Source organism: Chitinophaga sp. YR627, assembly GCF_900114995.1.
GTDB lineage: Bacteria > Bacteroidota > Bacteroidia > Chitinophagales > Chitinophagaceae > Chitinophaga.
The window spans coordinates 186,854-212,936 of sequence record NZ_FOUX01000009.1 but is presented as its reverse complement, the minus strand read 5'-3'; the positions used below and the strand labels follow the sequence as shown (position 1 = coordinate 212,936).

Sequence of the window (26,083 nt, the reverse complement as noted above, 5' to 3'; positions counted from 1 at the left end):
CTGGCAGGACGGGGCGCTGTGTTTTATGTGGTATGTGGAGGGGTCAGATGATATAACTGACGCCTTCCAGTGCAAGATCGGAATTGGGGAATACCTCCCGGCATTCTGCCTCAAATGGGGTCAGATCGGTATATTTCGAAGAGAAATGCCCTATAATGAGCCGGTGGGCGTTTGCCTTTAATGCCAGTGTGGCTGCTTCTATGGTCGTACTATGGAACCTTTCTGCCGCTCTTTCTGCCAGATTGTGCAGATAGGTGGTCTCATGGTATACCAGGTCGGCGTCTTTGGCAAAAGGGATCAGGTCCTCAGAAAAACGTGTATCTGCGTAATAAACATACTTCTTACCCGTGGGCGGCGCCAGGGTCACCCAGTCATTTTTGACGAGCAAACCATCTTTACGTTGATAATCAGCGCCTTGCTGTAATTTACTGAAGTAAGCGGCTGGTATCTCATACGCTTTGGTCTGGTCAGGAATGATCTTCCGCCTGCGTTTCTGCATTTCAAAGACAAATCCATAGCAGGGAATACGGTGTTGGGTAGGAAAGAAGCTGACTTTCAGATCTTTATCTTCGAGGATAACGCCCTGGTTCTCTTCCAGCAATGGTACGAACTGCAGTTCAAACTGCAGAATGGTGCCGGAACATTCCATCTGGAGCCGTAAAATAGCCTCCAGTTCGGGCGGGGCAAACACTGTTAAGGGGTCTTGCCGTCCGAGCAGACTAAGGCTGTTTATAAGCCCGATAAGGCCGAAATAATGATCTCCGTGAAGGTGGCTGATGAAAATATATCTCAGGCGGCTCCTTCTGATCTTATAGCGCGCAAACTGTAATTGTGTGCCTTCTCCGCAATCCACCAGTATCAGCTGATCATTACATGTCACTATCTGAGCCGTCGGATGTCTTTCTAACGTGGGAAGAGCTGAGTTATTACCTAAAATGGTGACTGCAAACATGAACGAAAAAAAATATTTACCAAAAATCCTTATTTATTCCGGAAAATGGAATTGAATTCCACATTCCGGAAAAATATGGCATCAATGTGAGAGGAGGGAAAAAATTATTCCTCATCCTGCAATAATTCCCTTTCAAGGTCTTCCATCATGACCATGTCAATGGCTTCAGACATTGTAGGGACGAGGTTATACGCCGTTTCATCGGCATTTTTAAGGTCATTTGTTAAAGTGCTGTTAAGGCCGGTTACCGCGCAGGATAGTCCGCTGTCATACTGCTGGTGATATACTGTTAAAATGGCTTTAATCCCTTCAGCATCGGCTTTTTCCACTAAGGCCATGTCCAGTATAAGGTTACGTCCATCCAGACCTGGCAATTCTGATACCTCCCTGGTAAACCCGGCTGACAAATTAGCATCCAGTTGCGTAATTTGAGGCTGTACGATCAGGATTTTTTCTTTGGTATCAATTTTGAATTCCATAAGTAAGATTTTCTTTTATAAGTTAGTAAATAGTAATCGGGAATCCTGCCAGATAACAGCTTTCTTTCTTACTTAACAGCCCTCAATTGTACACTTGTACTATTAAAGTGTTAGGGTAAAGGTAAATCAAAATTATTTGCTAATATTGTATAAGCAAGTCCCCGTAAGGGTTTTAATAATTTAATATTCTCACAATGGACCAGAATTTTTCACCGCAAGTAAAGGAGATCATTTCGTTTAGCAGAGAGGAAGCTTTACGCTTGGGAAATGATTTCATCGGCACAGAGCACCTGCTGCTAGGCATAATTCGAGAAGGGGAAGGGACAGCTGTTAAAATTCTGCAGGCCTTAAATGTAGACCTTTATGAACTTCGTAAAGAGGTTGAGTTGGCCGTAAAAGATAAAACAGGAAAAAATATTGCCAATATCAACAGTCTACCGCTTACAAGGCAGGCAGAAAAGGTTATACGTGTTACCGTGCTCGAGGCAAAAGCCCTCAAAAGCCCAACCGTGGAAACCGAGCATTTAATGCTTTCAATCCTCAAGAATAAAGAAAACGTTTGTACACAAATCTTACAACAGTTTGACGTGGATTACGACACTTTTAAAAACGAACTGGGCTTCGTAAAATCAGCCGATCCTAAGGCAGAGTTTGATGATCCTGGAGAAGAGGAGTTTGAAGATGAGCGTAAGAGCTTTGCCTCCAAGGCTAAACAAACCAATACCAAGTCCAAAACCCCTGTGCTCGATAATTTCGGCAGGGATATTACCAAGCTGGCCGAGAGTGGCAGCTTAGACCCTATTGTTGGTCGCGAGCAGGAAATTGAGCGTGTATCGCAGATATTATCCCGCCGTAAGAAGAACAATCCGATCCTTATCGGGGAACCGGGTGTTGGTAAAACAGCTATCGTAGAAGGCCTCGCGCTGCGTATCGTACAGCGTAAAGTGTCCCGCGTACTGTTTGACAAACGCGTGGTAAGCCTTGATCTGGCGGCGCTGGTAGCAGGGACAAAATATCGCGGACAGTTTGAAGAAAGGATGAAAGCCATCATGAACGAACTGGAGAAAAACCGTGATGTGATCCTGTTCATCGACGAGATCCATACCATTGTAGGTGCAGGTGGTGCTTCAGGTTCCCTGGATGCTTCCAACATCTTCAAACCGGCCCTGGCTCGTGGAGAACTCCAGTGCATCGGTGCATCGACCCTCGATGAGTACCGCATGTACATCGAGAAAGATGGCGCGTTAGACCGTCGTTTCCAGAAAGTAATGGTAGAACCTCCAACCGTGGATGAGACTATTCAGATCCTGAATAACATCAAACCACGCTACGAAGAATACCATAACGTAAGCTATTCTCAGGATGCGATCGAAGCGTGTGTAAAACTCAGCGACCGTTACATGACAGACCGTCTGTTACCTGATAAGGCGATCGACGTACTGGATGAAGTAGGCGCAAGAGTTCACCTGAAAAATATCAATGTTCCGCAAAATATCCTCGACCTGGAAAAACAGATCGAAGACATCAAGCAGGAAAAGAATAAAGTCGTAAAGAGCCAGCGTTTTGAAGAAGCTGCTGCATTACGCGATACAGAAAAGAAACTCGGAGAAGATCTGGAAAAAGCGAAGAACGTCTGGGAAGAAGAAGTGAAGCACAAACGTTATCCGATCGACGAAGAAGCTATCGCAGAAGTAGTAAGCATGATGACAGGTATCCCTGTTAAACGCATGGTACAGGCTGAAACTGAAAAACTCCGTCGTATGGGTGAAGACCTGAAAGGCGCTGTGGTTGGTCAGGACGAAGCCATCTCAAAAGTTACAAAGGCGATCCAGCGTAACAGGGTAGGGTTGAAAGATCCTAAGAAACCAATCGGTACTTTCATCTTCCTGGGTCCAACCGGGGTTGGTAAGACCGAGCTGGCAAAATCCCTCGCACGTTATATGTTCGACTCAGAAGATAGCCTCATCCGCATCGATATGAGTGAATATATGGAGAAATTCTCCGTAAGCCGTCTGATTGGTGCGCCTCCGGGATACGTTGGTTATGAAGAAGGTGGTCAGCTGACTGAAAAAGTACGCCGCAAACCTTACTCCGTAATCCTCCTGGATGAGATCGAGAAAGCTCACCCTGACATCTACAATATCCTGTTACAGGTACTGGACGATGGTATCCTGACCGATGGTCTGGGTCGTAAGGTGGATTTCAAGAACACTCTCATCATCATGACGTCTAACATCGGTGTACGTCAGCTGAAAGATTTCGGTGCAGGCGTTGGTTTCACAACCTCCGCAAAAGCAAACAACGAAGAAGACAATACTAAATCAGTAATTGAAAAAGCACTGAAACGTACCTTCTCTCCTGAGTTCCTGAACCGTATCGATGATGTGATCATATTCAACTCTCTGAGCAAAGAACATATCTATACCATCATAGATATCACTATGCAGAGTGTACTGAAACGCCTGCAGAACCTGGGCTTCAGCCTGGAACTGACAGAAGAGGCCAAAGGCTTCCTGGCAGAGAAAGGTTACGATCAGCAGTTCGGCGCCCGTCCGCTGCACAGAGCCATCCAGAAATACCTGGAAGACCCACTGGCAGAGGAAATTCTGAATATGAACATCCATAACGGAGATGTCCTCATTGCAGACCTGGACAAGGAGAATCAGAAACTGATCTTCACTTTAAAGAACTCTTCAAAGAGTAACAAATCCGAAAAATCAGAGGCATAATAAGCCATAGTTGATAGAAATGTTTTGATAAAGATCCCGGACGAATAGTCCGGGATCTTTTTGTTTATGTCCCTTTGTGATAACCCAACGGATAAAGTAAATGGATGCTTAGGTGACTACACGGAATAGATAAGTGTTTAGATAAATAACTAGACAGATGAAGTAGGAGATAGGTAAATGGATAATTAGGTAATTACATGGAAAAGATAAGTGTTTAGATAGATGGACGAGGCAGATAAAGTAGGAGATGGGTAAATGGATGATTAGGTGATTACATGGAATAGATAAGTGTTTAGATAGATGGACTGGCAGATAAAGTAGGAGATGGGTAAACAGATAATTAGGTGATTACATAGAAACGATAAATGTTTAGATAGATGGACAGACAGATAAAGTAAGAGATGGGAAAATGGATGATTAGATGACTATATGGAATAGATAAGTGTTTAGATAAACAGATCGACAGTTCTCATATACGACTACTACCTAAGAGACAGTCACGTCAGCGGAGGGGTTAAGGTGGAGACAAAGGGCCTTAGCCCTTTGAGAGTCTGCCCCGCTTGACAGGGATTTAATCAACCATCCCACCGCCCAATACGCCCCACACCGCCCAATAGCACGCCTCGAAAAAGGGCGTCAGCCCGGCGTCCCACCTCAACCCGCAGCCACTACCCAACTCACCTCAACCAAACTACCAACAACCAGTGTCCCTCTTGACAAGGGGGGAATCAACCATCCCTAGGCCCAATACAACACCGCCCAATAGCACGCCTCGAAAAAGGGCGTCAGCCCGACGTCCCACCTCAACCCGCAGTAACGCCCCTAACTCCCAACAATAAGCAGCTCCCGCTATCAGATATTTATATGACCCACCGTATATTAATATGACTATCTGCTACTTGTATTAAATATAACATGAAAGTGTTACCATACTGCTATATCCCTGAATTCAGGGATATGGTAATCAGTGCTCCTCATATATTTAAAAAATAAACAAATGAAAATCAATACTATGTAAAACCTATTTATAAATCAAAATCATACGTTCATGTCATAACATGATTGTTAATAATATTAGATATTTGCACCATACAATACTGCTAAGGTTGTTTCACTTGGCATCAGCATAAATCGTTTCGTAAACAGACACGTGAACAATAACCACATCCACTACCTTTTTTAACCTGACATTTTTTACTGAAAAACTGAATGCCTGGCAAACGCGGGTAATTGGTCTGTGTAGTTTATTAAAAAGAATAAACTATCAGCCGATAGATGTGCATGATTTAATCATGGTGGAGGTCGTTTGCAATTACATCAGAACAATTAATTAAACATAAAATTTATCTATCCCTATACTATGAAATCAGTTATACGTAACACTTCCCGTACACTCGTTCTGGCTGGTGGCATCACGCTGGCAGCTACCGCCGCCAACGCTCAGATGAAGATTGGCGACAACCCCTCCCAGATCACTAAATCAGCTATTCTCGAGCTGAATAGTACCAAGCAGGGTCTCTTGCTGCCAAGAGTTCCAAACTTTACCGCTATCGACGCCGCCATCGGAACTGATGTCGTAGATGGAATGGTTGTATACCTGGCAAGCGGTAGTGCTACTACTGAAGGTATCTACATGAGAAAAGCAGGCGCCTGGGTGAAAATCGCAAGCACTGCTGACGCACTGGCTAACTGGAGCCTGAAAGGTAATGCAGGTACTGCTGCTACTGATTACATCGGTACTTCCGACGCACAGCCACTGTCTATCCGTACAAATGGTGTAGAAGCAATTGGCGTACAGGCTGACAGACAAGTGAAACTCTCCACGGTGAATGCAGATAACACCACCCTGGAAGTGATCATGCTGAGCGCTGCTGGTGTCGTTGCTAAAAGAACATTACCGCAGACAGCCTTCAACACCCTGTTCAACAACATTAAAACTACCGCTGACTCTGCAAACGCAGCATTCAACGTGACTGAAAACGTGGCAACCGGTGAGGTAACTGTAAATGCACCGATCCTGGCGCCATCTACCACCGCCACCTACGGTTTCCTGAAAAAATCTGACTGGGATAAATTACAGGCACTGTCCAGCGGTAACAATATGTCTATCGCTGACTTCATCACCACTGTTGCTGCTGCTGAAGTAAACAGAGGTGGCCGTATCACTTATGATGCTGCTACTGCCAGCTATAAACTGGAACTCGTTGCCGCAGGCGCTGCACAAGCGGGTATCGTAACTACCGGTGTACAGACTTTCGGTGGCGATAAGACCTTTAATGGTGCAACCACTGTAGCTAACACGCTCAACGTAAGCGGTGCTACTACACTGGGTAATAATCTGTCAGTAACTGGTACCTCTACACTGACTGGTGCAACTACAGTAGGCGGTACACTCGGAGTAACCGGTGCTACCAACCTGGGTAACAACCTGACGGTAACTGGTGGAACTACCCTCAACACACTGGCAGTAACCAACGCAACTACGCTCAATGGGACTTTAGATCTGACAACAGTAGCCAACGCGGCTACCGCTACATCTTATGATGTATTGGTTCGTGAAGGTAGCACAGTGACTAAAAGACCTTTTGACCTCGATGCTATCGCAAAAGCGATCCGCACAATTAAAGCAGGTACAGGTACTACTGATAACGTGAACGTGAATTTCAAAACTGATAGCGTTGGTACAAACTTCGATATTCAGGCGACTACTAACGATGTGTCGTTCAACCTGCCAAACGCAAGTGCTGTAGACGCTTCTCATACGACAGCTCAACGAGGTGTGGTATCAACTGGTAACCAGAGCTTCGCCGGTAATAAAAGCTTCGCTGCTGGTGTAGCTGTAGGTACAAGCGCTCCTGCCAACTCAACACTGGAAGTGAACGGTTCTGTACAGATGAGAATTTACAGAACAGCGGTATCTTATACATTAAGCGAGACTGATAATACTGTACTGGCTGACGCAACAGCTGGTGCACTCACTATCACACTGCCAGCTCCTGCTGCTGGTATCGCTGGTCGTATATACACGATCAAAAAGATCGGTACAGGTGATATCAACAACGCTGTGAAGATCCAGCCAGCTGCTGGTACGATCGAAGGCGGTGCTGATTACATGATCTACAACGACTGGACTTTCATTACAGTACAGACTGATGGCGTTAACTGGTACATCATCAGAAAATAATAAGCATCTTATTTAACAGGAGCAGCTTGTCGCTGCTCCTGTTACTCATTGTTATGCTGCATTTCCAGTAACCTACCTATAAAGACCTATGAAAATATTGAATTGTCGCGGCGGTCTCCTGAGCTTGTGTGCTTTCTTACTTCCCGTACTGGCACACGCACAGCAGCTAAAATTGGGATCCGCTCCTACAGTGATCGAGAAATCTGCATTGTTAGACCTGAACAGTGATAAACAGGGACTTTTATTGCCCCGCGTAAGTAATTATAGCGTGGCTCCATTGAATGCTGCACCTGACGGTATGATCATTTACTATGTTCCTGACAAAACCCTCTATGTCAGAAAAAATGGTATCTGGAGAAAACTGATCGACGAAACCGCTACAACCAGCGGTGTTACATCCGTGAACGGACAAACTGGTCCTGCTGTTACCTTAACCACCAACAATATTACTGAGTCTGTAAACCTGTATTATACTGATGCAAGGGCGAGAGCCGCATTCAGTGCCGGTACGGGTATCGGCATCACCGCAGGTGGTGTGATCTCAGCCTTAAATACAACTGCGCTCTGGAATGCCTCACAGCTCCAGGGACGAAATGTTTCTAATACTGCTCCAACGAATAACTACGTCCTGACCTGGGACAATGCAACCAGTACCTGGATGCCAAAAGCACCTACCGGTGGCGGATCTGGTACAGTAACCTCCGTAGGCTTATCACTGCCTTCCATATTCACAGTGACCAATAGCCCGGTTACTACATCCGGTACATTAACCGCGACATTTAATAACCAGAACCAAAGACTGTTTTTCGCTTCCCCGGTATGGTCAAACGGTGCACCGTCTTTCAGGGCACTGGATGCAAACGATATTCCTAATATAGATGCAGGCAAGATCACCAGTGGTGTATTGCCTGTAGCACAGGGTGGTACCGGTATCAATTACCTCGGTTCCGCTAAGGATGTGATGAAGGTAAAGGCTGACGGCAGTGGGATCGAATGGTCAAATGATTATGTGGCACTGACTTCCACACCCAACTTCAATGGTGATGTGACCGCTACGGGTAACTTTTATTCTGTAAATACTTCCCTTGTTAATGTGGGTACCGCCGGTACCTATACGAAAGTAACCACCGATGCAAAAGGTAGGGTAACCAATGGTACCACATTGCAGGATACCGATATTCCCGGTCTTGATGCAAGTAAGATCATCAATGGTGTATTCCCGATCGCAAGAGGTGGTCTGGGACTGAACTATTTCGGCTCCGCCGGACAATCCATCCGTGTGAACAGTGGCGGTAACGGCTTTGAATATTATACGCCTTCTGCTTCTTCTACCACGATCACTTTAACTGGTGACGCAACGGGTAGCGGTACAACCAGCATCCCAGTAACACTCGCTAACAGTGGTGTCACTGCCGGTACTTATACCAAAGTGACCGTAGATGCCAAAGGGCGTGTTACAACAGGGGGCAATCTTGCGGCTGCTGATATTCCTGCTGGTTCAGGTAACTACATTCAGAATAACAATGCAAGTGCACAGACAGCCAACTTTTGGATCAATGGTAATGGTAGTATAGGCAATAACTTATCTATCCAGTCTATGACAACAGGTTCTGTCCTGTTTGCAGGTGCCGGCGGACTGGTAACGCAAAAGAACGCTAACTTCTTCTGGGATAATACCAATAACCGTCTGGGCGTAGGTGTTAACGCTCCAGGCAATACACTGGACGTAGGCGGTACTGTAGCTGGTACCGGTGTTTCCGGTCTGCGTCTGAGAGCATTGAATAGCGCCACCGTTCAACCTTATAATAGCAAGGTTTTATCCATCAATAACAATGGCGATGTGATCGTGACACAGAATGCTGCTGCGAGCAACTGGCTGATCACGGGTAACAGTGCGGTAGATGCTACTACACAGTTCCTCGGTACAACCGATGATAATAAAATGGTGATCAAATCCAATAATACATCCCTGCTGGAATTTGGTCGCAGGCAGACATTAGGACTGACAGACACCTATCCTGACTACAACGATAATAACGAGATGGTGACATATATGCGCTCTGCGTTACAGTTCGCGGTTCCATCAACTGTAAGTTTTTATAATCCGAAAATGTGGACAACTGCAGATGGTAACTTCCGTATGAAAGGTTGTTCTGCGGGGACAGACTATTTTGAATTTGGTGCAACCGGTACTGCTAATAATGGCGGTTTTGAATTTATTATTGGGGATGATGGTGATGAACCGATTGTATTTAAGAGTTATAACTACAGCGGACCTACATTCACGGAGATCATGAGACTACAGAATAGTAATGTGGGGATCGGCCTGGGTGGCGCAACACCGGCAAAACGTCTGCACATTAACGCGAATAATGATGCTATACGTGTTACGAACCTGTCTTCTGGCAGTGGTACACCACTGGTAATTGCTTCCAATGGAGACATTACAAAAGGAACATCACTGGATGGTATGACGCTCAACACGGTTGTTGTAGGTAGTGGTACTGCGACATTATCCACTGGTAATAATAATAACGTCAATTTTGGTAATGTGACTTTTATCAAAATAACGGCCCCTACAAATAATGATTTCACGATTAATAGTATTGCGAATGGAACAGATGGTCGTACAATTACGATCTATAACGCGACTGGCCGTAATATGACGATTGCGAATGACACTGGTGGCGCTAATGCCAACAGGATACTGACCAATAATGGTAATAATAATATTACCACTACAGGTAATGGTACGGTTACTCTCGTTTATTCAGGTGACGACAGCAGATGGATTGTTACAGCGTTTGTTCAATAACTATTAAAAGCACAGGAAGCGATACTAAAAGCATAATACCTGCATGAAGAGATATTTACTCATATTATGTTTTCTGGTTCTCTCAATAAATACCATACATGCCCAGCAGGCTGCCTATATTCCTGCTGATGGTAAAGTATGGAGCTTTGGAAACGTTGCCTTCTTTGGCGATGTGACCAATGATGGAACGCTGGGCTCTAGTCCGGCCTCCGTGCTTTATTTCCTCGGAAAGCAATGGACAAATGGTTATACCGCTTTATTGTCAGATGAAAGCACTTCCGGTAAAGATGGTACAGGCGGTACCTTCCGTTTTGCCGGTAATAAAGGCCAGCAGATCGTTGCCGGCGGATATAACGTAGCCGCTAAAGCAGGCCCCAGCTTCCCCAACCTGGAAGTCAGCAATACAAACGGGATCATCCTCGCAGATCTGAATGACCTGCAGGTAAGAAATACTTTACAGCTTACCAACGGTCACGTCTATCTGAATGGATGGAACTTACAGGTAGGTGTGAATAATCCGGGTAAGATCACTGGTTACAGTGATCAGCGTTTTATTGTTACCGGACCGGAAACAGGTGGTGGATTTCTGTATCGTGCAAAACTGAGCAGTACCGCCGGACAGGTAGTATTCCCCGTAGGGACAAATGCTACGAATTATGCACCTGCCGGTGTGAGATATGAAGGAAGTCCGGAAGACTTTAAAGCAAGAGTGTTTGACAGCGTTTACACCCAGGCTATTGCAGGTAGAACAGTGTATGATAGTGTCGTATTCAAAACATGGAACCTGGGTCAGGAAGGAAATGGTACCGGCGTGACCGCCGTTTCATTACAACACATGGATGCTGACGAAGCGGCTGAATATAGTTTGAACCGTTCCGGCAGTTATATCAGCGCATTCCTGGATGGTAACTGGGAATTGCGTAAGTCGGCTAACGACAATATGGGGCCCGGTACCCTGACCACACAACCTATGCGTCAGTCTGCTACCATGCATTCCCGCGGTATGGCCGGCATTGGAAACAATAGTTATTTCGCCAAACTGGCATCCTTATCTTATAGTTATCTCCCCGCTGATTTCATACATTTCAATGCATACCGGATCAGCTATTCACTGGTGGATATCGTGTGGGCTACTACCCGCGAGACCAACAATGCCGTATTTGAGATCGAGCGTATGCTGGATAATGAAACGGTATTTAAGAAGATCGCTACCGTGGCCACCAAAGCGCCGAATGGCAACAGCACAACCCGCCTGGATTACTATTACCAGGATACCAATGACTACGACGGCTGGAGCTATTACCGTATAAAAGCTGTATCCGCTACCGGAAAATATGTCTATACAGACGTAAGGGAAGTAGGGCCATTGATTCAGGCGACCGTATTCCCGAACCCGAACTATGGTCAGTTCAAGGTAACTGTCAAAGGTATTAAGACGCCGCTGATCGTACAGATATTCGATACATGGGGTCAGCAGATCCGCAAACAGGAAATGGTGGGTCAGAGCGAGTTGAATATCAGAGATATGCCTACAGGTACCTACTTCCTGGTATTGACGCACAAAGAGAGCGGAAAACAAGCTTACGTCTGCAAAGTTGTCGTAATAGACCATTGATGCTGATGATATTCCATTTTTCCTTTAACTTTACACCGTCTATTACTTCATACAGCATTTAATAAAAGGGGTTTTGAAAAAGATTATTATCACGATCGATGGTTATTCTTCATGTGGAAAGAGTACGCTGGCAAAGCAACTGGCAGCGCAACTGGACTACGTCTACATTGACAGCGGCGCCATGTACCGTGCTATCACCCTTTATTTTATTCAGAACCGGGTGGATTGGACAAATCATGATGCGGTAAAGGAAGCTTTACGTGACATCCACCTGGAATTTGAATTCAACCCGATCTCCCAGGTCTCTGAAATTACCCTCAACGGGGAAAATGTAGAGCACATGATCCGGGAAATGCTCGTAGCAGAAAAAGTAAGCGAAGTAGCCGCCGTAAAAGAAGTGCGCGAATTCGCAGTGGCCCAGCAACAGAAAATGGGCGTTAAAAAAGGAATCGTAATGGACGGAAGGGATATCGGTACCACCGTATTCCCGGATGCAGAACTGAAAATATTCATGACCGCTGATGCAGCTATCCGCGTAGAACGCCGTTTCAAGGAACTCTATGCGAAAAACAAAAATATCAGCATTCATGAGGTAAAGGAAAACCTGGAACTCAGGGATTATATCGATACCAACCGGGAAATCAGCCCCCTCAGAAAAGCAGAAGATGCCATTATTCTGGACAATAGCCAACTAAGCCAGGATGAACAGCTGAAACTGGTAATTCAGTGGGTTGAAGATGCTACTTTGGTGCAGTCCTGAAATTATTTTTTAGTTTTAAGAAATCCTTTTTAAATTTGTTGTGTTCCCGGTCATAACCGGGGAGAAACCCTTTCGGTAATTTTCCACATCCTCTCGAATTTCCTGCAATTTTTATTGTATCGTGTTGACCGGTTCATAACAGTGTGCCGTTTACAATATATTATACCCAACGTGGTCAAGAGAAGTCGTATAAGGTCTCAACAGATCTTAGTATAACTATATCCATAGACCTGTTGCTATTAACCGTTACTAAACTATATTTTATATATCGTGGCTTTGTGGGCTGATATTTATTAAACTTAATGTGGTGCAGGGCAGGGATGCCTGCCTTTGCTCCATATTTTCAGTAGGTGTATTCGGTTAATAGGAAGAAGGGGCGAATTCTTTCGCCCTTTCGCTTTTTTAATTAACTTGTGGTATTACCCGGCTGATGCATGTTTAAAGGCTATTTCTATCTACTTTTCTTGCTATTGTTGGTAAAAGGGAATGATATTCAGGCACAGGATTCCGTGCTTGTATTCCGCACACTCGATTCTGCCCGCCGGCTCCCCGGTGATACCGGTAAAGTAAACTGGTTGATCGATAAAGGCAGATCGCTGGGACGGTACTTTGATAAACGTGGGACAGAAAACCCCTTTTTTCAGGAGGCAATTACACTTTCGCTGCGCATGAAATATGCGCGTGGCGCCTTCAATGCATACAACGAAACCGGCACCTCCAAAAGAAACAAATCGGAATATCTGCTCGCCGCCGATTATCATCAGAAAGCTGTTAAATACGCTGAAGAAGCAAGAAATGATCTCTGGCTTTGTATTGCCCTGAACAATACCGGCGTTGATTACCGCCGTATGGACGATCAGCTGGAAAAAGCATTCGACTACCATTTCAGAGCGTTACAGCTGGCCGAAAAGATCAATGACGTCCGTAATATCTGTATCGCTATTAATAGCATCGGGAATATTCATCTCTCCACCGAAAAATACGCGGAAGCGATCAATCACTTTGAAAAGGCCCTCGAACTGGAAAGGCAAAGTAAGAATAACCTGGGCGTAGCCATCAACCTCGGTAATATCGGTTATGCTTACCAGGGACTGAAAAAACTGGACCTGGCTATTGAATATTATAAGAAATCACTGGCTGTCAATCAGCAACTCGATAATAGCGTCGGACTGGCCATTTGTTACAACTCCCTCGGCTCTGTTTACCAGGAGAAAAAAGACTATGCCCTCGCCCTGGAATACCTGAATAAGGCACTGGAAGTGAATGGAAATGTGGATGACAAGGTGCATGTCGCAGAAAGTTACCTGAACATCGGAAAGCTCTGGAGCCTCCGGGGTAAACATGATGAAGCCCGGAAATACTTCATGCAGTCCATTAACCTGAGCCTTATCTGGCGGTTCAAATACCTGCTGATGGAGGCATACAAGGCAATGGCCGGCGACTATAAGGCTTCAGGCGATTTCAAACGTTCCATGGAAGCGCTGGATAAGTCGCTGGTATACAAGGATAGCCTGATCAATGAAAAGTCTTCCCTGGCATGGGCTCAAACACAGGCGATCTATGAAGTGGATCGTAAAGACAACCAGATCAAGCTGCTGGAACATGATAAACAGATTAGTGAACTGCGTACCCGGCGGAATGTAGTCTATACCCTGTCAATGGCCGGATTTGTACTGATGCTGGGAGTAGGTGGTTTCTTCTATATCCGGCACAGAAACCTGGAAACTAAAAAACAGACCCTGCAACTGGAGCTGCGTTCCCTGCGTGCACAGATGAATCCTCACTTCATTTTCAATTCTCTCAGCTCCATTCACCGGTTTATCTGGAGTAATAACCAGGAAGAAGCGTCAGACTATCTGACGAAATTTTCCCGCTTAATGAGAATGATACTTGATAATACGCAGTACACATTCATATCTTTGAATAAGGAACTGGAATCATTACGCCTGTACCTGGACCTGGAGAAGTTGCGCTGTAATGACGTATTTGAATACCAGATCATCGTAGCAGAAGATATTAACGAAGAAGAAGTAATGATCCCACCGATGATCATTCAACCATACGTAGAGAATGCAATCTGGCATGGCCTGGTACATAAATCCGGCCGGGGCATGTTGGATATAGAAGTCACACTGAAAGGAAAAACCCTGACCTGTACGGTAACAGATAATGGTATAGGACGGAAAAAGGCAATAGAAATAAAGGAAAAAAAGGGACAGACCCATCGCTCAATGGGCATGAAAGTAACAGAGGGCCGTATAGACCTCATCAGGAAGATCAACAATACCAAAGAAGCAGATGTGACGATTATAGACCTGGAAGATGAGACAGGTAAAGCATTAGGTACAAAGGTGACACTCATCTTACCGGTGGAATTTATATTTTAAAAAACCTACACAGACAGCATGAGCGAAATTAAAGCAATCATCGTTGATGATGAGCAACACTGTATAGATGCTCTTCAGACAATGCTTCAGAAGAAATGTCCGGAAGTGACTGTACTGGGAGGCGTGAATAGTGTAAAAGAAGCAAAGGAACTGATAACGGAATTACAGCCGGATGTGGTGTTCCTCGATGTGGAAATGCCACATCAGAATGGCTTTGAGTTGCTGAAAATGTTCGATAAGATCACTTTTGATGTAATATTCACTACAGCCTATGAACAGTACGCCCTGAAAGCGATCAAGTTCAATGCGCTGGACTATTTACTGAAACCTTTCAGCGTGAAAGAGTTACAGGATGCCATCCAGAAATGTATCGCCCGTCGTAGCAGTAACGCCAGTAATGGTCAGCCGGAAACGACCACTTCTCCACTGGAAGTGTTCCTCCAGAATATGAAAACACTGCATCAGACACACAAGAAAATAGCGCTCCCAACCATTAACGGACTGGTTTTTATGCCGGTACAGAATATAGTACGCTGCGAATCAACCGGCAACTATACCCGGATCTTTTTTACAGATAAAAAGAACCTCATGGTATCCAGACCGTTGAAGGAATTTGAGGAGCTGCTGACTGACGTTGATTTTTTCAGGGTACATAATTCACACCTCATCAACTTACAGCAGATGCAATCTTATATACAGGGTGAGGGCGGGTTTGCACTGATGAGCGATGGTACACAGGTGGAAATTTCACGCAGAAGGAAGGCCGATTTCCTGAAAAAGGCGATGCAGTTCTAACCAGATTTAACCTGTTTTACGCCACTTACAGGAAATAGACCACCGGATAATAATTCTCTGTTGCGGGCATACGTCTGAAAAACTACTTTTGACTCAGGTTTAAACTTATTACGATATAAAATTTTTTTTCTCTGCATTACTAGCATTGATTAGCCCCAAAGAAAAAAGACACCGCCTGGTGTCTTTTTTGCTTTTATACTATTTTATATCGTGTTGCTATTCTGCGAATGTAGCCGCCACTGCTTCCATTTTATCTTCCAGGTTATAAAAGGACAGGAGTCTTCTGATCACCGCTTCGACCATCGCGTCAGGGCAGGAGGCGCCACTTGTCAGCATAATGGTTACCTGCTCTTTGCCAGGCAGAAAAGCACGGCTGTGTAATTCCTGTTTGTGATGGAAATCCCAGTGATGTACCTCTTCGGCACTTACCAGTTTCTCCTCAGAAGAGATGAAATAGGTAGGCAGTTTCACTTCGCAGAGTTCTACCAGGTGGGATGTATTGGAACTGTTATAACCGCCTACAACAATAGCCAGGTCAGCAGATTCTTCCAGCAGACCGGTCACAGCGCTCTGGTTGTCGTTGGTCGCGTAACAGAGGGTATCCCGGGTATCGGCAAAGCGTTCACTGACATTCGAAGCATCGAGGCTATATCTGTCCATGATCACATTTTTGATATAGTCAGCGATCGCCTGTGTTTCCGTTGCCAGCATAGTGGTCTGGTTCACAACACCTACGCGTTGCAGGTCATTGATCACATCAAAACCAGGGGAGTATTGTCCTTTAAAGAGGGTATAGAACTCTTCCGGGTTTTTCTCTCCGGTGATAAAGGTTGCCAGTAACCGGGCCTCTTTTATATCTTTTACAACGACAGTCGGTGTATTGCTACGGCTATGAGAGAAGGTAGCACGGGTTTCCTCATGACCAGGTTTACCGTGTACAATGACGCTGTAGGACTGTTTACCGATCTGTTCTGCCTTGTTCCACACTCTTTCCACAAAAGGACAGGTCGTATTGTATTGCAGGGGAGCGATGCCCAGGGAACTCAGTTTCTCTTCTATTTCGAGCGTGGTGCCGAAAGCCGGGATGATCACAATATCTTCAGATGTCAGTGATTCCCATGGCACCAGTTGTTTACCGGCAGTGTCCATGATAAACTGTACCCCTTTTTCCAGCAGGTCATTATTGACATGTGGATTGTGGATCATTTCACTGAGCAGGAAGATCCTTTTGTCAGGATTGGCTTCTACTGTCTTAAAGGCGATCTCGATGGCATTTTCCACTCCGTAGCAGAAGCCGAAGTGACGGGCCAGTAATATCTTCAACGGACCGAAATCCAGTACGGTTGGCGTAAAATCCTTTTTCATACGGTCCTGCTGCTTACGGCGATTTTTGATCGCCGTGATCAGCGGACTGCGATATATAATAGGAACGTTAAATGTTTTCATCTGGCGGCGAAGTTACATATTTTGAATGGCTGACAGGCAGGGCCGGCTATTCCTGGCTCATTTTCTTTAACCAGGCTCTTTCTTCAGGACTAAGGCTTTCGATGCCATTGTCGTTGATCTTGTCGAGGAGCTGGTCCAGGCGGAGCTGTTTATTTTCCTCCATACCAGGTTTCACCACTTTGAGCGGCGACTTCTTGGGTTTGAAAGAGCGGCGTCTGGCAGCTGCTGTACGCACTGGTCTGTTAAAGAGCCAGATCAGTGGTTGTCCGAGGTCTGTACCGTTGTTGAGGAGCTGGATATAGATAAAGCCAAAGAGCGCGCCACCCATATGTGCGGTAATGCCGCCTATGTTTCCCTGAGTCAGTGATACCAGGTCCAGTACGATCACGATGATAGCCAGCCATTTTAACCGGATAGTACCGATCAGGAGCAGTCCGATCTCATAGTTGGGCAATTTGGTGGCACAGGCGATCAGGATCGCCATCACCGATGCCGAAGCGCCGATCATGGGAACATTGGCGCCGCCAAATATCAGGTTATAGACCAGGAGATAGGCAACACCACCAGCGATCCCGCCGAGAAGGTAAAGCGGCAGTACACGCTGGTTTCCCAGGAAAGATCTGAAGATATTCCCGAACCAGTACAGGTTAAGCATATTAAAGACAATATGCAGGAATTCGAAATGAGTAAACATGTAAGTGACTAATCCCCAGGGCTTTCTAAGGAAAGCGAACACATTGGAGTGTATAGAGAGATTGTCAGCAATAAAAAGGGAAATGAAACCGGTCGATGGAGCTATTTTGCCGATCAGGTACACAATTCCCACGACGAGAAAAACAATTACATTCCAGAAAAGAAGAAGATTAATTGTGTTTCCCTGTCTAAGCCAGTAGCGAATATCAGCGCTGAATGAGGTCCCGTTCATACTTGAAAATTAGTACAAAATCTGCAATCGTATATCGATTTAACAGTACATTTTTTTTGCCGGAACGGTGCTAAGGAAGCATTGAGATGGAAGAGGTTGGAGATGCGTTAAACATGTGAAAAATCATGATTTTTTTATGAATATTAAGTATCTTTGCCGTCCAACTTAAACTTCCGGGCCCTAAAAATCCGGGGGAATTTAACAAAAGGAGGAACCAAATTTTGGCAGAAAACAACATTTCTAACGAACAAAACGCTGAACAACAGGCACCTGCAGCAGCAGCTCAGGAAACAGCGACAACAAATGCGCCAGTTGTGGCTACAGCTCACGATGATTTCGACTGGAGCGTAGACAAACGTAATGTATCTTCTTATAACAAAGAAGAGAAAGCGAAGTACGATGAAACGTACGACAACACTTTCAAAGTGATCGAAGAAAACGGCCTGCTCACTGGTACTGTAGTTGGTTTAACCAAAACAGACGTAGTGATCAACATCGGTTTCAAATCTGACGGTCTGATTTCACTGAACGAGTTCCGTGATCTGCAGGGTCTGAAAGTAGGAGACGAAGTTGAAGTACTGGTTGTTGAAAAAGAAGACCGTGATGGTAACCTGCACCTGAGCCGTAAACAGGCTCGTCAACAGCGTGCATGGGAAAAAATCGTGGAAGTTTACAAAACCGGCGAAGTGGTTACTGGTACTGTTACCAGCAAAACCAAAGGCGGCTTGATCGTAGACGTTTATGGTATGGAAACATTCCTGCCAGGTTCTCAGATCGATGTTAAGCCTGTTACAGACTACGACCAGTTTGTAGGCAAAACAATGGAATTCAAGGTGGTTAAGGTTAACGAAGCCATCAGGAACGCAGTTGTTTCTCACAAAGCGCTTATCGAAAGCGATATCGAACAGCAGAGAGTGGATATTATCTCCAAACTGGAAAAAGGCCAGGTTCTGGAAGGTACTATCAAAAATATCACCGATTTCGGCGCATTCATCGACCTTGGTGGTCTGGATGGTCTGCTGTACATCACCGACATCAGCTGGGGACGTATCTCTCATCCAAGCGAAGTACTCCAGATGGATCAGAAGATCAATGTGGTTGTACTGGACTTCGACGACGAGAAAAAACGTATCAGCCTTGGTTACAAACAACTCACTCCGCACCCATGGGATACCCTGCCTGCACACATCACTGAAGGTGCGCGCGTAAAAGGTAAGGTAGTGAACATCGAAGATTACGGTGCATTCCTGGAAATTCTGCCTGGCGTAGAAGGTCTGGTACACGTATCTGAGATCTCCTGGGCTTCTACTCCTATCAATGCTAAAGAATTCTTCAAATTAGGCGAAGAATACGAAGCAGTGGTAGTGACACTGAGCAAAGAAGAGCGTAAGATGAGCCTGTCTATCAAGCAACTGACAGAAGATCCTTGGGCTACTATCGAAACTAAATTCCCGCTGGATAGCCGTCACAAAGGTATCGTGAAGAACATCACTCCTTATGGCGTATTCGTTGAGCTGGAAACTGGTATCGGTGGTATGATCCACATCTCTGACCTGAGCTGGATCAAACGCTTCAACCACCCAAGTGAGTACACTAAAGTGGGTAGCGAGATCGAGGTAGTTATTCTGGGTATCGATAAAGATAACCGTAAACTGTCCCTGGGTCACAAACAGATCGAAGAAGATCCTTGGAACACTTTCGAAACTATCTTCCCGATTGGATCCATCCATGAAGGTACCGTAGTGAAGAAAGACGAAAAAGGTGCTACAGTTCAGCTGCAGTACGGTCTGGAAGCATACGCTCCTGCACGTCACCTGCGCACTGAAGATGAGAAACCAATCAACGTTGAAGATGTGAAAGAATTCATGATCATTGAATTCGATCGTAGCGAAAAACGTATCCTGGTATCTCATACAAGAGTGTGGGAACAAGCGAAAAATGAGGAGAAAGAAGCAGTTGCCAAAGAAAGAAAGCAAGAAGCTGACAAAACTCGTAAAGCTGTGAAAACTATCCAGAACAAGGTAGAAAAAGCTACCCTGGGCGATCTGGGAGCACTGGCTGAACTGAGAGAGAAGCTGAAGCAGAACGAAGGCGACGAGAAAAAAGGTGAATAAGCTTTTTTAGGTTGTTGAAATACATGAAGAGTGTTCCGAAAGGAGCACCCTTCTTTTTTTAATTAGGAATTAGGAATTAATAATTAAGAATTGGAATGCAGCGGAGGATTGCTTCGGAGATCAGTGTTGGATGAGTAGAAGGAATAGGTTGAGTTGCCTGGTGGTTGGGATTTAGTGGATATAGTCTGACTATAGTTTGACTATACTTATCTTTCCTTAATGCTGCGATTCAAACTTAGGATGAACGTAGGATGGTGATAGTATAAGAGATGTCAGGTAGAGAGGTGGGAAATAGAGAAAAGGGGAGACTGTAGACGGTAAAAGTACGATGCGATACAGCAGTCTGGTATCAGTAACTATAAATAGAAGTCCCGGTTAGCTATCGCCAACCGGGACTTTATTTTTATAACTTTTGACGATACTTAATTAATAATAAGTCATTAAGTATCAATTCTTAATTCTTAATTGTCAATTCTTAATTTCAAATTACAGCTGCTTCAGAATTTCATCATTGAAATCCAGCAGGGAATTCAGCTGTATATCCGCCAGCGCATAACGCTTATTCTGGCGGTTATGTGCTTCCGGCACAACTACCGTCTTCATACGGGCAGCCTTGGCAGCTGTCATACCCGTTACGGAATCTTCAAATGCCACACATTCCAGCGGCGTACTCCCCAGCTTTTTAGCACAGGTAAGATATACTGCCGGGTGCGGTTTACCATGTGATTCAAACTCCGCAGAGGAAATCACCTGAAAACGGTCCCTGATACCCATATGGTCAACCGCTGATTCGATCAGCCGCAGGGGAGAAGAAGAAGCCAGTCCTATTTTGAAGTTCTTTTTAGCGAAATAATCCAGGATGTATTCCAGTCCCTCCATCGCTTCACCCTCAGCCAATATCTTGGCAATCACCGCATCGATGATCTCGGTGGTTACCTGCTCATTGTTTTTACCCTCCCATTTGAAGTAGTTATGCCAGTAATCTACCACCTCAGCCGTACGAAGGCCGGTAGTATGACTAGCCAGTTCCATGGTCAGGTCAACGCCTACGGTAGCGAAAACTTCTCTCATGGCTCTGCCCCAAAGTGGCTCAGAGTCAATCAGCAACCCGTCCATATCAAAAATCACCGTGTTTATCATGTGCTTTTCATTTGTTTCTGCGCCGCAAAGATACGACAGCCTGGCTGATTATACTAAAGAGGAGGGTATTTGAAATGCTGTAATTAAGAATTAAGAGTTAAGAGTTGTTGACTTTATTCACTGTCAGCCTCAATTCCTAATTCCTGATTCGTAATTGACTTACAGCGCATAAATAATAGTTATCCGCTATAATCAGGGGTTATGGCTCCTATCACGACGCCGGAGCTGTTATCCTATACACAGCGCGCCATACAGGCATATTTCACGTGTGAAGGCAAGGTGACACATGGTCTGGATCTCCTATGTCAGGGGCCTAAAATACTTTTGGTATTCTCGCCTATATTTCTAACTTTGTAATAGTCTACTAAAGTAATGGGGAATATAGGAAGCGCTTTGCGGAGGCCCAGATGTATAAGGCGAATGATCAATCAAAAGAATCAAACAAAATATACAAAGCCTCCGTCATATTACACGGAGGCTTTTTACTTTATATCTGATAAGGAACAATAACATTTTAATCTCTGATAATTTACCACCAAGAAAATATTACTTATGCAAAGCTTCAGAACAGAACTGGAAAATCCTGTCGTTGAGAGAGATATTATAGAGCTGGAGAAGAAGATCCGTTTATTCCGTGAAGGACAGATCCCTGAGGAAAAGTTTCGTAGCCTGCGTCTGGCGAGGGGTATTTATGGCCAGCGTCAGCCTGGTGTACAGATGATCCGTATCAAATTACCTTATGGTAAAATGACCCTGGAACAGTGGAAACGTATCTCTGATGTGTCTGATGAGTTTTCAACCGGAAACCTCCACCTGACCACCCGTCAGGACGTTCAGATCCACTTCGTTAGCCTGGACAGAACACCGGAATTATGGAGCAAACTGGACCTGGATGATATCACTATCCGTGAGGCATGTGGTAACACCGTTCGTAATATTACAGCTTCTGACAGAGCCGGTATTGATCCGCAGGAGCCGTTTGATGTAACGCCGTACGCTGATGCGACCTTCCGTTACTTCCTGCGTAATCCTATCTGTCAGGATATGGGTCGTAAGATAAAAATGTCATTTTCCAGCAGCGATGCAGATACTGCTTGGTCATTCATGCATGACATGGGGGCTATTCCAAAAGTACGCATCGTGAACGGCGAAGAAGTACGTGGTTTCAAAGTACTGGTAGGTGGTGGCCTTGGTGCACAGCCTTATCTGGCACATGTAGCACACGAATTCCTGGAAGCCGATCAGCTGATCCCATATATTGAATCCGTACTGCGTGTATTTGACCGTCATGGTGAAAGAGCCAGCCGTCATAAAGCACGTATGAAGTTCCTGGTACAGAAACTAGGTTTTGAAGAGTTTTCCAGACTGGTTGCAGAAGAACGTATTGCCAATAAGGTGCAATCTTACCCTATTGATGCAGCAGCATGGCCTGAGACGGAATTACCCGCAGCAGATGCTACTTTGCCTGCCTATACCGTAAAGGATGCTAAGAAATACGAGGCCTGGAAAGCGACCAACGCCTTCCGTCAGCGTCAGGCTGATTACTATGCAGCCTATGTACGTGTACCATTGGGTAACATTAGCTCAGTGATCTCCCGTCAGCTGGTAGAAGCACTCAGACCAGCCGTTGCCAATGATGTAAGGGTAACTGCGAATCAGGGTTTATTACTCAAATACATCCAGCCGGCACACCTGCCTTATGTATTCAGTGTACTGGAAGCAGCAGGTTTCGCAGAACCAGGTTTCGACAGTATCGCAGATATCACTGCCTGCCCTGGTACTGATACCTGCAACCTGGCCATCTCCAGCAGCACCGGTATCTCTACTGCACTGGAACTGGTAATCGCAGAAGAATTCCCGGACCTGGTTTATAATAAAGATATTAAGATCAAGATCAGTGGTTGTATGAATTCCTGCGGACAGCACGGTATCGCTTCCATTGGTTTCCACGGTTCCTCCCTGAAAAGCGGTGGTAAGGTACTGCCAGCCCTCCAGGTATTGCTGGGCGGTGGTATTGTAGGTGATGGCGTGGGCCGTGTGGCAGATAAAGTGATCAAAGTACCAAGTAAACGTGGTCCTGATGTACTGCGTGCCCTGCTGCTGAACTACGAGGCTAACGCACAGCAACACGAGAAATTCAACGAATACTACGACCGTCAGGGCGAAAAATACTTCTACGACCTCCTGAAACCATTGACCGATCTGGGTACACTGGAAGATGAAGACTTCGTAGACTGGGGTCAGGGCGATAAGTTCGCAACCGCTATTGGTGTGGGCGAATGCGCCAGCGTGGTAATTGACCTGGTAGCAACCCTGCTGTTTGAAGGCGAGGAAAAACTGCAGTCAGGTAAAATAGCCCTGGACGAAAAACAGTATGCGGATGGTATCTATCATTCCTACTCTACTTTCGTTCAGACCGCGAAGGCACTGTTACTGGGTGAAGGCGTAAGCTGTAATACCCAGACCGGTATCATCAACGACTTCGATAAACACTTTGTAGAAACAGGCAAATGGCCGCTGGATGGTAGTTTCAAGACGCTGGTATTGCAGATCAATCAGAACGAACCTTCTGAAAGCTTTGCAAAAGAATACTATCAGCAGGCGGAAGACTTCTACAAACAGGCACACGCTTTCAGAAATCAGGCAGCAGCAGTTACTGCACAGTAATTCACTGCGGTTATCAACTCTTAAATGTACACTATGCAGACTATTCATCCGAAACTGACACTGGTAGGCGCGGGGCCCGGCGATCCGGAGCTGATCACCGTAAAAGGTCTGAAGGCAATACAACAGGCCAGAGTGATACTCTATGATGCGCTTTCTAACAATGAATTGCTGGAACATGCTTCCTGCAACTGTCTGAAACGTTTTGTAGGTAAACGTGCAGGTATGCATATGTACTCACAGGAGGAGATCAACCGCATGATCGTGAAATACGCACTGACCTATGGTAGTGTGGTTCGTCTGAAAGGCGGGGACTCTTTTGTATTCGGCCGGGGACAGGAAGAACTGGCCTTTGCGCAGCAATTCAATATCGATACAGAAGTCATTCCAGGTGTCACCAGCGCGATCTCTGTTCCGGGCATCAACAAAATACCAGTTACCGCCCGTAACGTGAGTGAAGGATTCTGGGTCCTGACAGGTACCACACAGCGTGGGAGCTTATCCCGTGACCTGGCTTATGCTGTCCAGGCAGATACTACCGTAGTAGTACTCATGGGGATGGGCAAACTGGATGAGATCTCAGCAGCATATGTGGCACAGGGTAAAGGCAATGTACCCGCGGCCATTATTCAGAACGGTACTATGCCTGATCAGAAGATCGGCATCGGAAACGTAGCCGATCTCCAGGAAATTGCCCTGCGTGACAATCTGCGTAATCCGGCTATTATTGTGGTAGGTGAAGTGGTACGATTCCATGAAGCTTTCCAGACAGTACAGGAAAAGATCGCAGAACAACTGAAAATTGCAGTTTAAGTTTAATATATTACATATGACGGACTACATCAGCCGCCAGGCAGTGTAGTCCGTCGTTGTGTAACCAGTAATCGGATCATTATGGAAGACAATCATCTTTTCCCGGTATTTTTCAAGTTGAACCAGTTGCACGTACTGGTAGTCGGAGGTGGAAACATTGGTCACGAAAAGGTAAATGCCCTGCTGGAAAACTGTCCATCAGCATATATTACTGTCGTGGCGATCAATTTTCAGCCCGAACTGATCGAATTAGTGAAGGATGCGCCTAACGTGGAGCTGATCAGGAAGCCATTCTCCTGTGGCGATATGCTTGGAAAAGACCTGGCGATTGCCGCTACCGCTGACCGTGAACTGAACCAGTATGTATGGGAGAAAGCCAAAAGCAGCCGGGTGCTGATCAATGTGGCAGATACACCGGAATTGTGTGATTTCTACCTGGGTTCCATTGTACAGAAAGGACAACTCAAAATAGCCATATCAACTAACGGTAAATCCCCGACCGTAGCAAAACGCCTCAAAGAGGTATTACAGGAAGTGATCCCTTCTTCCATCAACGATGTACTGGATAAATTACAGGTCATCCGTGACAGGATCAAAGGTGATTTTACCGAAAAAGTAAAACAACTGAACCGGATCACAGACGTCCTGGTCAGAAAAGATTAACCAACATCTCCCTCTTACACCTTCTCATATTTTACTTAATTCTATATGTGGTTTAGCCGCCATATCGTTATGATAGTTATTGCATTTGATTTGTTTCAGTTAAAATAATACGGCCTTTCAATCTGTTTCAGCTTCTTTTAAGCACTTATATTTAATATTAGTAATAAAAATATATATGTGTTTTGGAGCAAATAGCTTTAAAATATCGATCATGATTCCTACTTTTATATCGAAATCATGATAGATGATTGTATTATTTCGAAATTTGAATCGAATAAAAAACGAATTGTATTTTTTATAATATATCATCTCCAGCGGTATGAGGATAGCTTCAAGAAACAGATTTGGCAGACTTGTCATAAAAAGGGTTTGGTATAATAACACGGGAACTACGGTTAAGCAACATATTTCCATCGCAAATTCAAATCAGACAGTAAAAGATTTAAAACCAGCCAATGGACTAGTACTATCCTATGATTTCCCGGCCAGCAACAGCACCGGACGCTGAAAACTGGCCACGTACCAAAAGGGTATGGCACAACTTAACAAACAATCAGCGGTCAAAGGCGGGGCGATTCCCTAAGTCCCCTGCCTTGAGCCGC

16 protein-coding genes are annotated in these 26,083 nt (G+C 45.2%); 11 read left to right on the top strand and 5 right to left on the bottom strand.

What is annotated here, in order from left to right:
• Positions 1–43: 43 nt before the first annotated feature.
• Positions 44–952: a ribonuclease Z gene (locus tag BMZ72_RS36105; RefSeq protein WP_089816405.1), complete on the bottom strand. Its 909-nt coding sequence runs from the start codon at positions 950–952 to the stop codon at positions 44–46.
• A 104-nt stretch (positions 953–1,056) separates the two neighbouring features.
• Positions 1,057–1,431 (bottom strand): STAS domain-containing protein, encoded by a 375-nt coding sequence (locus tag BMZ72_RS36100; protein ID WP_089816403.1) that lies wholly within the window; start codon positions 1,429–1,431, stop codon positions 1,057–1,059.
• A gap of 194 nt (positions 1,432–1,625) precedes the next feature.
• On the opposite strand from BMZ72_RS36100, the gene BMZ72_RS36095 reads away from it, so the two are divergent.
• The 7 genes from BMZ72_RS36095 (at position 1,626) to BMZ72_RS36065 (ending at position 15,716) form a co-directional block, all read left to right on the top strand.
• On the top strand, positions 1,626–4,160 hold the full coding sequence (locus BMZ72_RS36095; protein WP_089816402.1) for an ATP-dependent Clp protease ATP-binding subunit: 2,535 nt from the start codon (positions 1,626–1,628) through the stop codon (positions 4,158–4,160).
• Positions 4,161–5,520: 1,360 nt separating this feature from the next.
• The gene (locus tag BMZ72_RS36090; RefSeq protein WP_089816400.1) at positions 5,521–7,344 is read left to right on the top strand and encodes a hypothetical protein; all 1,824 of its coding nucleotides are present in this window, start codon (positions 5,521–5,523) and stop codon (positions 7,342–7,344) included.
• Positions 7,345–7,432: 88 nt separating this feature from the next.
• A complete protein-coding gene (locus tag BMZ72_RS36085) occupies positions 7,433–10,159 on the top strand; it encodes a beta strand repeat-containing protein (RefSeq protein ID WP_089816398.1) in 2,727 nt (908 codons plus the stop codon).
• 43 nt (positions 10,160–10,202) lie between these two features.
• A complete protein-coding gene (locus tag BMZ72_RS36080; RefSeq protein ID WP_089816396.1) occupies positions 10,203–11,774 on the top strand; it encodes a T9SS type A sorting domain-containing protein in 1,572 nt (523 codons plus the stop codon).
• 73 nt (positions 11,775–11,847) lie between these two features.
• Entirely contained in the window at positions 11,848–12,534 is a 687-nt protein-coding gene (cmk, locus tag BMZ72_RS36075; RefSeq protein WP_089816394.1) for a (d)CMP kinase, read from the top strand.
• A gap of 434 nt (positions 12,535–12,968) precedes the next feature.
• Entirely contained in the window at positions 12,969–14,921 is a 1,953-nt protein-coding gene (locus BMZ72_RS36070; RefSeq protein ID WP_089816393.1) for a tetratricopeptide repeat-containing sensor histidine kinase, read from the top strand.
• An 18-nt stretch (positions 14,922–14,939) separates the two neighbouring features.
• Positions 14,940–15,716: a LytR/AlgR family response regulator transcription factor gene (locus tag BMZ72_RS36065; protein WP_089816391.1), complete on the top strand. Its 777-nt coding sequence runs from the start codon at positions 14,940–14,942 to the stop codon at positions 15,714–15,716.
• A gap of 216 nt (positions 15,717–15,932) precedes the next feature.
• Here BMZ72_RS36065 and BMZ72_RS36060 read toward each other — a convergent pair whose 3' ends face one another.
• Both BMZ72_RS36060 and BMZ72_RS36055 read right to left on the bottom strand, forming a co-directional pair.
• Positions 15,933–17,162: a 4-hydroxy-3-methylbut-2-enyl diphosphate reductase gene (locus BMZ72_RS36060; RefSeq protein WP_089816389.1), complete on the bottom strand. Its 1,230-nt coding sequence runs from the start codon at positions 17,160–17,162 to the stop codon at positions 15,933–15,935.
• 46 nt (positions 17,163–17,208) lie between these two features.
• On the bottom strand, positions 17,209–18,087 hold the full coding sequence (locus BMZ72_RS36055; RefSeq protein WP_089816388.1) for a rhomboid family protein: 879 nt from the start codon (positions 18,085–18,087) through the stop codon (positions 17,209–17,211).
• Between the two features lie 221 nt (positions 18,088–18,308).
• Between BMZ72_RS36055 and rpsA the strand changes: the two genes are divergently transcribed.
• Positions 18,309–20,201: a 30S ribosomal protein S1 gene (rpsA, locus tag BMZ72_RS36050; RefSeq protein ID WP_089816386.1), complete on the top strand. Its 1,893-nt coding sequence runs from the start codon at positions 18,309–18,311 to the stop codon at positions 20,199–20,201.
• Between the two features lie 486 nt (positions 20,202–20,687).
• Here rpsA and hxpB read toward each other — a convergent pair whose 3' ends face one another.
• On the bottom strand, positions 20,688–21,341 hold the full coding sequence (hxpB, locus tag BMZ72_RS36045) for a hexitol phosphatase HxpB (RefSeq protein ID WP_089816384.1): 654 nt from the start codon (positions 21,339–21,341) through the stop codon (positions 20,688–20,690).
• A gap of 552 nt (positions 21,342–21,893) precedes the next feature.
• On the opposite strand from hxpB, the gene BMZ72_RS36040 reads away from it, so the two are divergent.
• From BMZ72_RS36040 to BMZ72_RS36030, 3 genes are all read left to right on the top strand, one after another.
• On the top strand, positions 21,894–24,008 hold the full coding sequence (locus BMZ72_RS36040) for a HEPN domain-containing protein (protein ID WP_089816383.1): 2,115 nt from the start codon (positions 21,894–21,896) through the stop codon (positions 24,006–24,008).
• Between the two features lie 33 nt (positions 24,009–24,041).
• Positions 24,042–24,818 (top strand): uroporphyrinogen-III C-methyltransferase, encoded by a 777-nt coding sequence (gene cobA / locus BMZ72_RS36035; RefSeq protein ID WP_089816381.1) that lies wholly within the window; start codon positions 24,042–24,044, stop codon positions 24,816–24,818.
• An 81-nt stretch (positions 24,819–24,899) separates the two neighbouring features.
• Positions 24,900–25,481, top strand: coding sequence for a precorrin-2 dehydrogenase/sirohydrochlorin ferrochelatase family protein (locus BMZ72_RS36030; RefSeq protein ID WP_089816379.1), 582 nt, complete (start codon positions 24,900–24,902; stop codon positions 25,479–25,481).
• Positions 25,482–26,083 lie beyond the last annotated feature (602 nt).

Bases quoted from the DNA above. Each gene is read 5' to 3' on its own strand.
- BMZ72_RS36105 (WP_089816405.1), bottom strand. From the start codon at position 952: ATGTTTGCAGTCACCATTTTAGGTAATAACTCAGCTCTTCCCACGTTA.
- BMZ72_RS36100 (WP_089816403.1), bottom strand. From the start codon at position 1,431: ATGGAATTCAAAATTGATACCAAAGAAAAAATCCTGATCGTACAGCCT.
- BMZ72_RS36095 (WP_089816402.1), top strand. From the start codon at position 1,626: ATGGACCAGAATTTTTCACCGCAAGTAAAGGAGATCATTTCGTTTAGC.
- BMZ72_RS36090 (WP_089816400.1), top strand. From the start codon at position 5,521: ATGAAATCAGTTATACGTAACACTTCCCGTACACTCGTTCTGGCTGGT.
- BMZ72_RS36085 (WP_089816398.1), top strand. From the start codon at position 7,433: ATGAAAATATTGAATTGTCGCGGCGGTCTCCTGAGCTTGTGTGCTTTC.
- BMZ72_RS36080 (WP_089816396.1), top strand. From the start codon at position 10,203: ATGAAGAGATATTTACTCATATTATGTTTTCTGGTTCTCTCAATAAAT.
- BMZ72_RS36070 (WP_089816393.1), top strand. From the start codon at position 12,969: ATGTTTAAAGGCTATTTCTATCTACTTTTCTTGCTATTGTTGGTAAAA.
- BMZ72_RS36065 (WP_089816391.1), top strand. From the start codon at position 14,940: ATGAGCGAAATTAAAGCAATCATCGTTGATGATGAGCAACACTGTATA.
- BMZ72_RS36060 (WP_089816389.1), bottom strand. From the start codon at position 17,162: ATGAAAACATTTAACGTTCCTATTATATATCGCAGTCCGCTGATCACG.
- BMZ72_RS36055 (WP_089816388.1), bottom strand. From the start codon at position 18,087: ATGAACGGGACCTCATTCAGCGCTGATATTCGCTACTGGCTTAGACAG.
- hxpB (WP_089816384.1), bottom strand. From the start codon at position 21,341: ATGATAAACACGGTGATTTTTGATATGGACGGGTTGCTGATTGACTCT.
- BMZ72_RS36040 (WP_089816383.1), top strand. From the start codon at position 21,894: ATGCAAAGCTTCAGAACAGAACTGGAAAATCCTGTCGTTGAGAGAGAT.
- cobA (WP_089816381.1), top strand. From the start codon at position 24,042: ATGCAGACTATTCATCCGAAACTGACACTGGTAGGCGCGGGGCCCGGC.
- BMZ72_RS36030 (WP_089816379.1), top strand. From the start codon at position 24,900: ATGGAAGACAATCATCTTTTCCCGGTATTTTTCAAGTTGAACCAGTTG.